Consider the following 15273-nt stretch of genomic DNA (forward strand, 5'->3'; position numbering starts at 1 on the left):
TATGTCAAGTTAATGAATTTGTAATATCCCCTTGTTACATTATTCGTTATCGGTAATGACTTTCGTTCTTTATCTTAAGAAAGGGTCGAGTAGAGTCAAGCCTTTCGATTCACGGGTGGAAGGAAGTGGTTCTCTCCTAGCAGGACTGTTACCAGTTTTCATTGGCTCGGAGTTCCTCACTACTGATACCTCTGACGGGAAGACCATGCCAAAAGATGGGAAGTCCACATCGCCGACAACTGACCTAGAGCGTTAAGAAGGTTGGGATAGGGTGGAAGTATAGTAGCGTGACCCAAGGAGGTCTCGTGGCTTCCTTGGAATTTTTTTCTAGGTATTCCATCACCAAGATCAGTCAAGGGATGGATGAAGAGGTGCGAGAAAAATAGCTATGGCGTAATAGAGAACGTTTCAGAAATTTGATAGTTTCCATCGTACACTCCATTCCATTCCATTCCACTACACTACATAACATTACATAACAGTACACTAAATGGAATGAAAAAAGTCCGCTTGGGTTCTTCCCCAAGCGGACATTCGACAAAATCCGGGGAGTGACAGGCACTCGCATTATGCACTAGTGCTTTTCAGGTACTCCTCCTGAGTATGCTCGCCCTTTTGAATCGCAGCGATGACTTTTTGCGTGGAAGGGCTCGTATGTTCTTCAAAATAGGGTTCGTAAGCTTCCAATGGGGGTTTTTTCGTTGCATAAACGGCAATTAAAACGCCTACAAACGCTACAGCTAAACCAATAATAAAAGGATTGGTTGCCCCCATTACCTTTGCGATGACATACACGGTGGAACCCAGGATAATGTTGGCATATGCACCCATACGATTCATGCGCTTCCAATACAAGCCTAAGTAGACGACAAAGAAGAAGGCTGCTCCAAACCCGCCATAGACGTAAGTGAATCCCATGGCTAGTAATACGGGCGGTTTAATCGCACTGACCACAGCTAAGATCCCAAGGGCATAAATGCAGAATCGAAGCTGTTTTCTTTCTGTCTCTTCACTTACTTTCTTATTAGGAAAAATGTTTTTATAAATATCATTGTACAGAGAAGTACCGCAATGCAGAAGCATGGAATTCGCCGTAGAGATGGCCGCTGCACATAAGGCGATCAAGGTTAAAGCACCAACCAATGGATGGGCGTACTCCATGATGACGATCGGCATGATATAATCCGTGGTTCGTCCCGCAGGAAGACTCGGAATGAGCGACTTCGCTCCTAGCCCAATCACGATTAAAGGAAGGAAAATCGCGATTAAAACAAGAACAGATAACATCATTTGCATAACCGCCACTTTGACACTTTTCGGCGCTAACATCCTCGTTACCCAGTGAGGCGATACGGCTGCCCCTAGCGAATTGGAGATAAAGATGGAGAACAGCGCTCCAATTCCAAAGGTACCCACCGGCGATAGAAGCACTCCTGCACTTAAACTTTCTCCCCCTTCGATCGTTGGAGCCGTTGTCGTGGCCAGGGTGTTATAGATATTTTCGAACCCTCCTGTAGCGGTCAAGACCGCTCCGGCTCCTAAGACTACCCCTAACACGATTAAGACCGAGTTTACTGAATCCGTAACAGCAACAGACCAGAATCCTCCAATGCTGGTGAAAAGTAAAAAGATGAGGAAGGCAAAAATAGCAATTTTATAATCAATCCCAGTGATAGTGGAGAATACAATCCCGAAACCGACAACCTGTAAATGGGTAAAAACGAAATATCCAATCAACATTAATGCTGCTACGAGAGACCTGATCGGACTGCTTTTCTTAAAAGGCTCATATCGCATTTGAACGTATTCTGGAAAAGTCCTAGCTGGTGTTTCCGGTCTTCTAATTTTATAGGCAACCAGCGGAATCAATGCCGTTCCAAAAAACCAGCCTGCTACCCAGCCAATGATCGCCGCTACGCCAGAGCTATAGAGATATCCAGGGACACCCATAACGGAAGCCACACTGACCCAGGTTGCGACCGAGGTCCCCACCCCGATCCAGAGACCCATCCGATGCCCACCTGTTGTAAAGTCAGACATCGACTCGACATTTTTCAAGCTTTGCAAACAGGTCCAGATGAGAAAGACCATATAAAATCCAAAAACAGCGAGATACCAATTCATGCTTCTTCCCCCTTTTATGACTTAAATAGTTTACCGGTTGCCCCCCAGCGCTTGACTCCCTTCTTTTCAATCCGATAGCAAAGGAAGGTTCCAAACCCGATGGAAAATAATATCGTAAATAGCCAGATAGAAAACGCTACCAGCATCATGATCACTCCTATTAAAGGGATAAAAGACTATTTTAATACAGCACCATACGATTTAAAACGGGCCAGGTTGGTGGTAAAATCAGGGACCGTTTTGGTATTTTCAGCTTCTTTTACGAACTGAACCACCAAATCGTTAAAAGGAGTTTTCACCCCACATTCTCTCCCCTTCTGACTAACGAAACCATTGATATAATCAATTTCCGATTTTCTCTGCTTTTCTAGGTCTTGCAGCATGCTGGCTTTGGTATTACTATGCGGTCCCCAAACCTCCTGGTAAAAATCCATTTTATTGGGGATATCCTGTTCGTCTTCGAGTTCAAGAAATCCAAAGTCTTTCCCTTGCATCAGTTCGAATTGAATGCCATGAGCACGGGCAACCTTTATCGTTTCATCGGCAATATGGGCTAAACTAAACATAGCAACTTCATTGGATAAAACCTCGCCAAAACGGCAGCCTAAAGCAGCTGACATCCCGCTAAAGGTAGCATTCATTAATAGCTTCGACCATTTGATTCCCATGATGTTAGGCAAGATTTCACAATGGCCAACTAAATCCAAAATTCTTTTGACCTCCACCAGGCGAGGAGTTATCGATCCATCCAATTCCCCGATGTCAAAGGCATAATTTTTTACCGTTTCCATTTCGGTGGCGAGCTCAGAAACACCCGGCCCGATCCACGCCGCACCAAATCCGACGACACCGCCAATGGTTCTGTCTCTTCCGATATAAGAAGCAACAAACTCCTCCGGAATGCCATTTTGCAGCGTACAAACGATACTATCGGAGTGAAGATGTGGAAGCAATTGGTCTAATGAAGTTTGGTTGTAAACCTGTTTGGTCAGCAAAAAGACCAAATCATACGTCCCCTCCATTTCATGGGGCAACAAGGCTTTTACCGGTACGCAAAGATCCATAAACCCCGTAATGGTGGCACCGGAACGATTAAGTGCCTCGACATGTTCCTGATTGATATCAATTAAATCTACGGCTTGCCCTCCTGCCGTAATCAAAGCACCGATTATGGTACCTAAGGAACCTGAACCCATTATCGCAACTCTCATGTGTGCTCCTCCTTGGATGTAATTAATTACTTAACACGGCACGGCTTGATTTGCCCAGCCCCAAAATCTCTCTTGCTTCGTTTGGCGTAGCCACTTCTCTTCCTAAAGTTCTAGATAAATCTACGATTCTTTCAACAAATTGTGCATTGGTTTGAGCTAATTCTCCCTGTCGATAGTAGACACTGTCCTCCATGCCGACTCGAACATGCCCCCCCAAAATGATGGACATGGTATTAATCGCTAATTGGTCTTTACTGGCCCCAATCGCTGACCAAGTAGCATCAGCTGGAATACTTTCGGCCAAATACATCAAATTCTTAGGGGTAGCAGGCATGCCTCCATGTACGCCCAGTACAAATTGGAAATGGAACGGCGGCGCGAGGAGGCCCTTTTTGACCATCCGCAAGGTATTGTGAATCATTCCAACGTCAAAGATCTCAATCTCAGGTTTGATCTGATACTCTTTCATCTTGATCGCTAATTGTTCCAAAAAAACAGGTGAATTTAGAAATACTCCGGATCCAAAATTCATGGAGCCCGCATCAAAGGTCGCCATCTCAGGCCGCAATTCGCACACGCGAAGCCGATCTTCATCCTTCATATCGATGCCGCCGGCCGTGGTCAAATTCAGAATGATATCACATTTATCCTGTATTCGATCCACCACTTCCGTATAGGTATCTAAGTTAAGGGTATTGTTTCCGCTTTCATCTCTCACGTGAATATGGGCGATCGCAGCCCCTGCTTGCCACGCTTCATAAACCGAATCGGCGATTTCCTTTGGGGAAAGAGGCACATAAGGGGTATGTTTACGAGTAGTTTGAGCTCCGGTGGGAGCAACCGTAATGATTAGTTTTTCCACGTTCATTCCTCCATTTGATCAATGTAAGTTCACAGTTTAGCGAAACGTTTCGATAAGGATTAAAAAAATATCGATAAGCTGATGATAACTATCCGTCCATTTTTTACTAGTTAACTAGTATTCTAGTCGTTTTAAACGGTAGAAACTAGTTAACGGAAGAATCGTTAGGATCATTCCACCTTTCACCCCAGCGAAACGTTTCGTTCATATCTGCTGTTATTATAAAATAGACCCGCTTCCAAAATCAATTGTTTTTTTTAAAATTTTCCCAAAAATGTATTGGTAAAAATAGCAAATAGTACTTCGGAAAACTTTCTTTCCAAGTACTATTTCCCACAGCTTTCACGAACAACTAAGGATGGAGTAAGGATGATTTGTCTAGCCCGCATTTCATTCTTTTCCTTGATCATCTCTAAAAGCAGCTCCATGGATAATTTACCCATATCATACGTGGAGTGATCGATACTCGACAAGGGAACAAGAAAATTTTCGGAGAAAGAGCTGTTATCATTTCCCATGACGGCAATGTCCTCTGGAACACGAATCCCCGCATCTCTTAGACCCTTGATCACCCCGAAAGCGACTATGTCACTTACAGCACAGATGGCTTCCGGTAACTTTTTCACTTGTGCGAGCATCTTTTTTACGTTGGCGTATCCTGACTCTAAGGAGTATTCCCCATCAAAAACGAGCATGGGATCCACATCCAATCCATGATGAGCCATACAGCTGATAAATCCGTCTTTTCTTTCTCTCGCCGTGTTGATTTCCAAGTTTCCTCCAAAATACGCAATTCTTTTGTAGCCTTGGGTTACTAAATGGTTCACAGCTAATTCAGAGGTGAGCGGATTATTCACACCAACAAAATGTTTATCATAGAATGGTGGTTTTCTATTAATCAACACATATTTTAATCCTGTTTTTTCAATCTCGATTAAATCCTCCGCTTTCGCGATATTGGCTAACAGAATACCGTCCACCTGTTTTTCCAGCATGAGTTCGAGGTAAGTCCTAATTCTTTTATGCTCATTTGAGGTATTACACAGGATGACATTGAAGTTATGGTTAAACGATACATCCTCTATCCCTTTGATCATGGGCGGATAAAAGGGATTTAAAATATCCGTCACGATCACACCCACCGTGTTCGTGCTCTTCTTCTTCAAACTCCGTGCTACGGCATTGGGCCTGTAATTAAGTTCCTCAATGGCCTGCATCACTCTTTTCGTAAGTTCCGGACTGACATAGGCCGATTGATTAATAACAGCTGACACGGTAGAAAGTGACACATTAGCTTTTTTAGATATGTCTTTCATCGTAGCCATTTAAAAACCTCCGTGCAAAACGTTTCGATAACTGTATCTATCATATATTTAGAACGATGGCAATTCAATGATCTTATCTATTTTTAGTAAGAAACTTAATGTAGATCTGGCTGCCTAAGCTCGGTTAAACTAGTTCCTTCCCCCTTTGGGAACTAGTTCCTTCACATCCAACCATCCTTCTTCAGTTGAATAAAATACAGGTTCAAACTCGTCCCCCCATTCTTTTAATAACTTGTTAACAATGTACTTCTTTGTTTCATTTTGAACCTTTCTGTTATCCTCTTTGGTTAAATTTCCGCTATGTTTAAGAATATTGTATAAATCTTCATTTACATAATGAAAATTACTTTGAGCAATCAATTTAAGAAGCAAATAACGATCCTCGTTTAATCGCCCACCTAGAGGGTCATCTGACTCAAAACCATTTACTTTTCTCACACTATCTGTTCTAAAAAAACGAGGGCTTAACATAGGCCCATAAAATAAAAAGTCATATTTATCTCGAAAAGGCCGATGGATTTCACGATGCGTAAGTATTAATTCGCCATCTAAAGATTCTCTCCATACCAATGCGTTAGCGCAAACAAGGGAGGTAGAAAGTGGTTGATTCTCCATTTCCTTTAACAAAATGGAAAGTGTGTCCTTTTCTATCCAGTCATCACTGTCTACCACGGTAAAGTAAGGTGTGTCTATAAGTTGAAGGGCCAAGTTTAAACTCTTTCCTACACCTTGGTTAATTGGACTTGAAATAGATCTAATCCGTTTATCCAACAAATAGTTCTGAATTACTTGCTCCGTATTATCAGTAGAGCCATCATTCATAATCAACATTTCCCATTTTTCAAAGGATTGTTCTTGGACACTTTCAATGGCTTTACTTATATATTTTTCACGATTATATACTGGAATGACGACGGTTACCTTACGTTGTTGCACTTTATTCCACCTCACTTTGAGATAATGTGTAGCCCAAACCTTATGGCACGATACTCAGGAACGAAACTATCAGGTTTGCCAAAGTTTATTCAATCAAGAATTGACACTCCATGAGCGAAGGTTCGCCATGGGGGAAACCAACTCTATCTTATCAAGAGAAACTGGTAAATTATATCGTTTTATGTAATTTTCAAAAATATATTGCTGAAACATGTTAAAAATTTAAGCAATGATGCTAACTCTCCCAAGAAAACTAATGTTGAATGTTGAGGAGACCCAGAAGAAAATTTGCAGGAATAATTATTATTCCAACCCGGATACTATAATGTTATTATACAAATCTAAAAATATAAAAGAGGTGTATCAGCATGATTGCCAAAAAAGATATCTTAGATAATGGTCCTTTTTTTCATGGTACTAAAGCAGAACTAAACATTGGAGATTTATTAGAACCACAACACATATCAAATTACCAAGATAAAAAATCTAACTATATATATTTTACTGCAACATTAGATGCTGCTAAATGGGGTGCTGAATTAGCAACCTCCAAATCAAAAGAAAGAATTTATATTGTAGAACCATTAGGTGAATTTGAAAATGACCCGAACGTAACCGACAAAAAATTCCCTGGGAACCCAACACGTTCCTATAGGTCTAAATCACCATTGAAGATAATAGCTGAATTAGGTACATGGGAAAGACATTCCGATGAACAAATAAATCATATGATTGCATCTATAAATAAGTTGCGTGAAGAAGGAAAATTTGTAATATACGATTAAACCATATCCAGGTTCCCGGCTTGAATCTGCTGGATTTCATCTGCTTTACTAAGGTAAAGCGCAGGTTCGCTATTTTCTTCAGTTTTCCTCTTTCAGTCCCCCTGTTCCAATGTGGCGTGAATTAAAAACTATGGACACAACTTGCCGAGGAGTGGCTGATTCAGGCATAGCCCCCTGCTCTTTTACAGCCGTAATTGAGCGTTATCAACAGATACAGGAGGATGACCCTGTACCCTAAACTTCCCTTCACGAAAAAAAAGGCAACCCATCTGACGGCCAGAAGGATTGCCCTTTTATGCGTGATTTCTGTTTTGCAACCTCAATGGCAAACGCGCTACTTGCGCTTTCGATGATCAATTATCCACCGTTTCGTAATGATGATTTTCAGGCCTTCTACCATCGTTTGGTGAGGCAAGCTGGGCAAGGCCTGCTTTTCAACGGCCATGGCCGTTGACGCCGGAAAATGAATGACCCCCCTATGATAGACAAATCGTTCCTCCGGATGTAATCTAAAACCGCGTATAGGGTATTATTGCAGATAAACGTACCAGCCGTATTTGGAGATGAACGATGGGATTTCTTGCTTTAACAAATTGTAAGTAATTTGCCGATTGGGAAGCGTAGAAAACAACCCATCAGGCCCCTCTTATATAAGTTTGCTCTACGAGCCTGGCGATCTAATATCTGTCCAATTCTACTTGGTGTAACAATAGCCTCCTCTTAAGAATAATACTTTGATGCAGGAGGTTTAATTTCACACTTTAAACTTTAGCGGAGTGAGGGACAGTCCCTAAGTAACTGATAAAAAAAGCGCGTAATCCACCGTACACCACTATGTTATAATAATGGTGTTATCGACTATCATAATAATAATATTGTAAAGGGTGGTGTGGACATGCTTACAAACATCTCTGAACTTGAAAAAATAGCAATACAGAGCTTATATCAAAAAATTAAAGATGAATTAAAAGTAAAAAAGATCATATTATTTGGATCAAAAGCAAGAGGAACCGATGAAAAGTATTCAGATATTGATTTGTTAGTCCTCACAGAAAAACCTAAAACAATAAATGATAGAGCAAAATTGTCTGATATATCGGCCGATATTAGTATTGATTATGGCGTTACATTAAGTTGCCTGTATTTTAATGATAAAGACTGGGAGTCCGGTGAGCATGTAAATCCCTTACTGAAACTTAATGTTGAAAGAGAGGGAGTAGAAATTGTCCTACAGTGAACAAGCAAGCAAGGCTATGCTACGAAAAGCAAAGGAGAAATTAGCATCAGCTAAAGATGACTATAAGAGTGGCAGGTATGATAGCTGTATTAGCAATTTATATTACTCTGCATTTCAAACGGTATCTGCTCTCTTAATTATAAGATGTGAATACGTAAATAAACATACGCATGTTAGAGGTTTTGTGAATAAAGAATTAGCTAACAAAGGGTTAATAACCAAAGAATCTGCCAAATTATATAATAAATTAATGGATTATCGATCAGATGCAGATTATAATAGTGAGGTTTTCTTTGATAGAAATTTGGCTGAAGAAGTATTAAAGGGTGTAGAACAGTTTAATCTTGAAATTGAGAAAATGATAGAGAAAGAAATAAGGACGAACTAAACTAAGAGATACAAAATGCAGGTTTAGTTACGAAGTGAATAATCCCCCTTCGGGTGTATACCTGGAGGGGGATTTACTTTAACATTTTAAAGAATCGTCCCCTTTAGCAAGGTGAAGCGTAAGCTTCACCTTCGCCCGTCGTCAAAATGATCTACTCTCTTTCCACCAACTCCAATTTCTCGCCGTTCGGGCCTTTCATAAACGCAATCTTCACATTGCCTAGTATGGTTCTCGGGGCCCTGTCCACTAATTCTGCCCCTAACTGCTCTAAGCGATTTAACTCGGCCTCAATGTTCGTAACACGGAAGGCTAAATGATTAACAAGCCCTTCAGAACTCTCGATGGATGGACCGCAGACGAGTTCCACTTCTACTTCCGGAGACTCCTCAAAATAAAGAAAGCACAGCTCCACCTGAGGCGAAATAAACTCCCTTCTCCTCACTAGCAACCCAAAAGCCTCTTGATAAAAATGGATGGATCTTTCCATATCCTGTACAAATACCCCTACGTGTTCTAGTCTTTTTATCATCTTCATTTCTCCTTCCATTCAGATCGTAACCAATGCCCAAAAGTGGTATGTGGAAGAAAGACTTAAGGGTACAGAACTGTCCGAGCTGCCTATCTTATCCGTTGGACTGGACCGATTGCCCTCAAAGATGCAGCTAGCTTGTATATTTACTCCAATACAGTAAATATGACAATAATACCCATCTTACCCTTCCCTTTCCACTAACTTTTCCTTATTATACAATAATAAGATGACATGCTCCATCTTGGACTAGCTATTATGTCTACCCTTGGAATCGGCATGGAATATGTTTTATTTTCATTTTTATGTTTCATTAATCCGATCCTCGCGATTATATTGGGGTATACCGGATTGGGCCTTAAACGACTTGACTCATAAACTTTAATGAGAGAAAGCGTTAATCTCTTCCATTGCTAGAAGATTCTTTAGAGCTTATAATCTCTCAACGGAAAGAAAGAATAGAGTTTCAAGAAAGGCGGAATAGGGGTTGGGAGTAAATCATGAAAGAGAAAACCTGCAACGCGGTTTAGAAAGCAGGCACATCCAGTTCATTGCACTGGGTGGTGCGATTGGAGTCGGCCTGTTTTATGGTTCAAGTGCAACCATTCAAATGGCTGGTCCATCCATTTTGTTCTCTTATTTGGTTGGAGGATTAGTTATTTTCACCATTATGAGAGCACTGGGAGAAATGGCGGTAGATGAACCGGTTGCAGGTTCATTTAGTTCATACGCGAATCGATATCTAGGTCCGTTTGCGGGTTACTTAACCGGCTGGACCTATTGGTTTATGTGGGTTATCGTTGGAATGGCAGAAATAACCGTCGCGGGTGTCTATGTGAACTACTGGTTTGCGGATATTCCCCAATGGCTAACCGCACTGGCTGTCCTGATGATCATCACCATGATAAACCTTGCGAATGTAAAAGCATTTGGAGAGTTTGAATTCTGGTTTGCGCTGATTAAGGTTGTAGCCATTATCGGAATGATTCTGCTTGGATTAGGAATCATCTTCCTTGGAATAGGAAACGACGGCCAGCCCATCGGTTTCGACAATCTCTGGACTCATGGAGGATTCATGCCCAATGGACTCTACGGTATTTTCATGTCCTTGGTTCTCGTGATGTTTTCCTTCGGCGGGGTAGAACTGGTTGGAATTACGGCAGGCGAAGCCAAAAATCCCCGAAAATCGATTCCAACAGCCATCAATAATATCGTCTGGAGGATCTTAATTTTTTATATTGGTGCATTAGCAATCATGATGATTTTATATCCGTGGAATGAGATCGGTACAAACGGCAGCCCCTTTGTGTTGATTTTTGATAAAGTTGGCATCCCTAGCGCGGCTCATCTCATTAACTTCGTTGTCTTAACAGCAGCCTTATCTGCTTTTAATAGTGGATTATTCAGTTCGGGAAGAATGCTGTACAACTTATCGCTGCAGCATAACGGTCCGACATATTTCGGACAGCTTCACAAGAATGGAAGTCCGAGACGAGGTATCCTGTTCTCGTCCGCATTTTTATTAGTGGCTGTCGTTTTGAATTACCTTGTGCCTGAAAAAGTGTTTTTGTATATTTCTTCCGTCGCCACGGTTGCGGTGATCACCAGCTGGACGATCATCCTGCTTGCACAATTGAAGTTCAGACAATCAAAAACAAAAGAAGAAATAGAAAAACTAGCATTTAAAATNCTATCCCTGCAGCTAACGGTCCGAAATATTTCGGACAGCTTCACAAGAATGGAAGTCCGAGACGAGGAATCCTGTTCTCCTCCGCGTTTTTATTAGTGGCCGTCGTTTTGAATTACCTTGTGCCTGAAAAAGTGTTTTTGTATATTTCTTCCGTCGCCACGGTTGCGGTGATCACCAGCTGGACGATGATCCTGCTTGCCCAATTGAAGTTCAGACAATCAAAAACAAAAGAAGAAATAGAAAAACTAGCATTTAAAATGCCGTTTTATCCTATTTCCTCCTACTTGGCCCTCGCTTTTTTAGCGCTTGTCACTGTCTTAATGGCATTTATGGCGGAAATGCGAATAGCCTTAGTTGTAGCGCCTATATGGTTTATTATCCTTTATATAGGGTATCAAATGAAAAAAAAGGATTAAACAGAGCGTTCCATGGAAAAGAAATCGTGGGATAAAGGGGATTCATGAGCTGAGGGGCCGATTTTCATCGCGACCCTTCTTTTCTTTGTTTATTTGATCTTTATTTCTACGCCTCCACTGACGAACGCATCACGATCCGTTGTGCTAAGGGTATACAACTATTGGCGCCTGCATCTCGGAACCAATTCTGCGTCGGTACCCGGTCTCGCCCAGCTCCATAAACCCTCCGGGACCCTCCAATCTTTGTATCACTGTGAACAGTATTTTATCGAATACTGCAAACCCGAGGTAGGCGCATTGTTTTCCTTTCGTCGAGAACTTTGAAGTTAGAGTCATCCTTAGTTATTTTCGTCTATCTCTATCAAACCAATCAAGTGCCTTGTCGTACCCTTCATAGGGATTGTGACTTTCATTACGAATCATTTGAAATAAATCCGAGATAGTCTTATCTAATAATTTCCCCTTATTCTTTGAAAACCATCGTTCTCTTTCCTTCATTAAGATTCTAAGTATTAGTCGCTTCTGCTCATGGTTAAACATATACTCTCCCCCACTCCTGATTCTTCCGATTAATAAAAATTCACTCTAAACCTCGCATAATACACTTCTCCATGAGCATTAATTCGAGAAGTAAAGTTCCATGTCCTCCCTCCACTTAGAGATTCGTAGAGATATCTAAGCCCCTTCCAAGGAAGGCTTACATCAGCTGCTTTTCTAATATAATTCACCTGTTGAGCGAAGAGGAAGAATAGACAGTTTCGTTAGCAACAGAAGTGTCTATGTGGAACTTCATTACTGTAAATAGCTTTACTAAAGGTATCCTGGATAATGGGGGATTCAACAACCCATCAACGAAAACATTGCTTATGGAGCCTGAACAGCAAATTCCTTTATTACAAGCGCATTAAATATCCCAAGGGAGGCACCATGAACATTTACCATAAGCATGACTACACTATAGGGTTATAGATTACTTTTTAGTTAACAACAAATTTTTACTGTAACTATTAATTGAGAAAATTTTTTTAATATAGTTTTTGGAGGGATCTATTAGATGTTTACTCAATGTGACGCTATAGTTGATGCTTATATTAAATTAGGCGGTACAAGATCTATCGAGGAGATAAAAGAGTGGGTTAGTCAGAATTATACTGAGAGCTGGAAAGATTTTGGCACTACTGTTCCTAATGCATCACAATTCAGAGAGGAAATCAAACAACTAATTAACAATGCCAAAGCAGAAGGCAAAACCTATATTGATATTATTTCTGGTGAGGTACATCGAAAATTAGGTGGGTATCCATCGAGCAACCATAGGATGGCTACTTGCTGTGAAGTTATGTATTCTATGATGAAACCTACTGATCAAGTTATATATGCAATTCAAAAGGGTAAAGGAGCTCGTTTAGTTATTAGATATAACTCCATGTGTGAGATGAATTTTTAGTTGATCAAGTAACTGACAAAAAAAACGCGTAATCCGCTCCCTCACCTCCATTCTAATTAATCAGTATTTTTACCAATAAAAATGTTTTTTCTTTCAAAATATTCATCTATGATTTATTCAATATCTAAAAATCGTAAGGGATGCCCCATTTGATTTTCCTTTGTATCATTATAAATCAATCGAAGCTCGTCTAGATCTTCAATATGATCCATGATTCCTGAATCTAGAACATCCTAACGTGTAATTTTAGGTGTTTATTTTTTGCAACAATAAACCTTCCTTCCCATAAGACTATTAATCTACTATTTCTTTTAAAATAAATAACCGCCTCCACTAATAGGAAGCGGTTTTGGTTATAAAACTTACTTATTCTTTGCAGCAGCTACTTCTCTCCAACTGGCAATACGTTCTTGTTGTTCTGCAAGAATTTGACGCATATAGTCAATCGATTGACGTGTAATACCATCTGGATTTCGATCACGACGTGGGAATCCAACTTCCATAGATAACCAACCATCGTATCCAATCAAAGCAAGCTCATCTACAGCACCTCTAAAATCAGTATGTGTACCAGGTGCATCACGGTTAACGTCTGAGATGTGAATGTAAATCAAGCGATCTCCTGCTTCGTTAAATTGTTCTCTTACGTCATCACCTCTATAGAAAATATGGATAGTGTCAAGCATTACCCCAGCAACATCTGATTCTACACCTGCATCTTTTATTAAACGCAGGGAATCACCTGCATGTTCAATTACATCCGAAACTTCAGAAGTTGGTTCTATTGCAAGTTTAACTCCAAGAGGACGAGCAACATCAGCACATTTTTGAAGTGCCTCTACTGCATAGTTCCATGCTTCTTGACGAGGTTGTTTATAACGCTTCCAACCTGGTAACCAAATTACATTTTCACACTCGAGATCATGCGCCATTTGAATACACTCAGAAATGTACTTAAAGCTTGCATCACGTTCTTCTTTATCCGGTGAGGCTGGATTATATCCAGGTCCACCTCCCAGTGCTGGACATAAAGCCGAAACTTCCATGCCGCGTTTTTTTACATACGATAGAATTTGTTTTCTTCGAGCTGGACTTGTTTGTTCTGGGAATCCATGAGGAGCGGCAGCACCAATTTCGATTCCATCGTAACCCATTTCTGCCAACGTATCCACAGTATCTTCTAATGAACGACAAGGCATCCAACCAAAAGCAGAACCATACAACCAACTGTTAAAAGAAATTTTCATAAATAATTCCTCCTCTATAATTTAATGTTTTTATTATAAAATTCATTGAAATCAATCTGATTTCCACCATTTTTGGTAGACTCAACTGCAGCTAATACTAATCCCATACTTCGAAGGTTGTCTTTACCATGGGTTTCAGGCTGTCTATTTTCCTTAATGGCTGTAACAAATTCTTTTACTGTACCCCATCTTTCTTCTTCATCAACGGCTTCAAGAGGAACTTCTAAAATATCATTATCTTTTTCCAATGTTCTTGCTCTGAATACTGTTTCACCAATAATGTTACCCTGAGGATATAAAAGAACACGATTGTTGTCCCATAAAATCGAGGCATGTGTCCCATGAATTTCCCATGCTCCATCCCATCCAGTATGTGGTCGTCGAGAAGTCCAAGATCCTGTATAGGAGATCATTGTGCCGTCTTTGGTTTCAAATTCTACGAATGCTGATGCATTTCCCTTAAACCAAGTCCAACTAGAATTGAAGCTGCGAGCTCTAACATAATCTGGTTCAATTCCAAATATACCGCGTATATAGTCAAAATGATGTATCGACATATCTACAATGAGAGGCTCTTCCATTTCTGCGCGGAATCCATCGAATGGAGGGGCTTTTCTGAAACGACCATAAATGGCTTCAATTTTTCCAACAGCTCCCTCTTCAATTAAGCGTTTTACAGTACGAGGACCTCGTCTGAAACGAAAACTTTGTGTTACCATGACAAATCTATTGACTTTCTCTGCTACTTCAACCACTTTGTTAGCGGCGCTTAAAGTTGGGGCAAAAGGCTTCTCTATCATACAATGGAGACCCGCTTCAAGCGCTTGAATAGCTACTGTCTCGTGCGCAGGAGGCGGAACAACCACAAGCGCTGCATGTGCATCCACGACTTTCAGAGCCTCTGTCAAGGATGTAAATCTTCGCTCTTTAGGAAGTCCGACTTGATCGCCCACGGTATGCAGTGTTTGCTCATTTAAATCGACTAGTGCGACCAACTCAGTCCAAGGAGAATTTTTAATTACACTCGCCCATCCGCCGCCCCAAAAGCCAGCACCAATTTGGATAATTCTCATCGA

At 40.8% G+C, this 15273-nt stretch carries 14 protein-coding genes and 1 pseudogene; 6 read left to right on the top strand and 9 right to left on the bottom strand.

What is annotated here, in order from left to right; translation table 11 throughout:
- Positions 1-567: 567 nt before the first annotated feature.
- The 6 genes from EIZ58_RS25275 to EIZ58_RS25295 form a co-directional block, all read right to left on the bottom strand.
- The gene (locus tag EIZ58_RS25275) at positions 568-2124 is read right to left on the bottom strand and encodes a sodium:solute symporter family protein (protein ID WP_134703754.1); all 1557 of its coding nucleotides are present in this window, start codon (positions 2122-2124) and stop codon (positions 568-570) included.
- Positions 2125-2138: 14 nt separating this feature from the next.
- Positions 2139-2270 (bottom strand): hypothetical protein, encoded by a 132-nt coding sequence (locus EIZ58_RS34945; protein WP_255438409.1) that lies wholly within the window; start codon positions 2268-2270, stop codon positions 2139-2141.
- Positions 2271-2300: 30 nt separating this feature from the next.
- On the bottom strand, positions 2301-3335 hold the full coding sequence (locus EIZ58_RS25280) for a ketopantoate reductase family protein (RefSeq protein WP_134703755.1): 1035 nt from the start codon (positions 3333-3335) through the stop codon (positions 2301-2303).
- A 22-nt stretch (positions 3336-3357) separates the two neighbouring features.
- Positions 3358-4197, bottom strand: coding sequence for a beta-keto acid cleavage family enzyme (locus EIZ58_RS25285; protein WP_205672342.1), 840 nt, complete (start codon positions 4195-4197; stop codon positions 3358-3360).
- A 326-nt stretch (positions 4198-4523) separates the two neighbouring features.
- On the bottom strand, positions 4524-5522 hold the full coding sequence (locus EIZ58_RS25290) for a LacI family DNA-binding transcriptional regulator (RefSeq protein ID WP_134703757.1): 999 nt from the start codon (positions 5520-5522) through the stop codon (positions 4524-4526).
- Between the two features lie 129 nt (positions 5523-5651).
- The gene (locus EIZ58_RS25295; protein ID WP_167577953.1) at positions 5652-6458 is read right to left on the bottom strand and encodes a glycosyltransferase family 2 protein; all 807 of its coding nucleotides are present in this window, start codon (positions 6456-6458) and stop codon (positions 5652-5654) included.
- 368 nt (positions 6459-6826) lie between these two features.
- Here EIZ58_RS25295 and arr point away from each other — a divergent pair, with 368 nt between their 5' ends.
- The 3 genes from arr (at position 6827) to EIZ58_RS25310 (ending at position 8868) form a co-directional block, all read left to right on the top strand.
- Complete coding sequence (gene arr / locus EIZ58_RS25300) at positions 6827-7243, top strand: NAD(+)--rifampin ADP-ribosyltransferase (protein WP_134703759.1); 417 nt, start codon at positions 6827-6829, stop codon at positions 7241-7243.
- Between the two features lie 895 nt (positions 7244-8138).
- Complete coding sequence (locus tag EIZ58_RS25305; RefSeq protein WP_134703760.1) at positions 8139-8480, top strand: nucleotidyltransferase domain-containing protein; 342 nt, start codon at positions 8139-8141, stop codon at positions 8478-8480.
- Positions 8467-8868, top strand: coding sequence for a HEPN domain-containing protein (locus EIZ58_RS25310; RefSeq protein ID WP_134703761.1), 402 nt, complete (start codon positions 8467-8469; stop codon positions 8866-8868). Before EIZ58_RS25305 ends, EIZ58_RS25310 begins: the two co-directional genes overlap by 14 nt.
- Positions 8869-9019: 151 nt before the next feature.
- Here the strand turns inward: EIZ58_RS25310 and EIZ58_RS25315 are convergent, their stop codons facing one another.
- Positions 9020-9397 carry a VOC family protein gene (locus EIZ58_RS25315; RefSeq protein WP_167577954.1) on the bottom strand — a complete coding sequence of 126 codons (378 nt, stop codon included), beginning with the start codon at positions 9395-9397 and terminating at the stop codon, positions 9020-9022.
- Between the two features lie 487 nt (positions 9398-9884).
- Between EIZ58_RS25315 and EIZ58_RS25320 the strand changes: the two are divergent.
- From EIZ58_RS25320 to EIZ58_RS25335, 3 genes and pseudogenes are all read left to right on the top strand, one after another.
- Positions 9885-11084 (top strand): annotated as a pseudogene (locus EIZ58_RS25320) (amino acid permease); the annotation flags it as partial.
- A 74-nt stretch (positions 11085-11158) separates the two neighbouring features.
- Positions 11159-11503 carry a hypothetical protein gene (locus EIZ58_RS25325; protein WP_240689427.1) on the top strand — a complete coding sequence of 115 codons (345 nt, stop codon included), beginning with the start codon at positions 11159-11161 and terminating at the stop codon, positions 11501-11503.
- Positions 11504-12557: 1054 nt separating this feature from the next.
- Entirely contained in the window at positions 12558-12950 is a 393-nt protein-coding gene (locus tag EIZ58_RS25335) for a hypothetical protein (RefSeq protein WP_134703765.1), read from the top strand.
- Positions 12951-13312: 362 nt separating this feature from the next.
- Here the strand turns inward: EIZ58_RS25335 and EIZ58_RS25340 are convergent, their stop codons facing one another.
- Both EIZ58_RS25340 and EIZ58_RS25345 read right to left on the bottom strand, forming a co-directional pair.
- Complete coding sequence (locus tag EIZ58_RS25340; RefSeq protein WP_134703766.1) at positions 13313-14197, bottom strand: sugar phosphate isomerase/epimerase family protein; 885 nt, start codon at positions 14195-14197, stop codon at positions 13313-13315.
- Between the two features lie 14 nt (positions 14198-14211).
- Positions 14212-15270: a Gfo/Idh/MocA family protein gene (locus EIZ58_RS25345; protein WP_134703767.1), complete on the bottom strand. Its 1059-nt coding sequence runs from the start codon at positions 15268-15270 to the stop codon at positions 14212-14214.
- Between the last annotated feature and the right edge of the window lie 3 nt (positions 15271-15273).

The sequence above is a fragment of the Ammoniphilus sp. YIM 78166 genome (genome assembly GCF_004522215.1).
In the GTDB taxonomy this organism is placed as follows: Bacteria; Bacillota; Bacilli; order Aneurinibacillales; family RAOX-1; genus YIM-78166.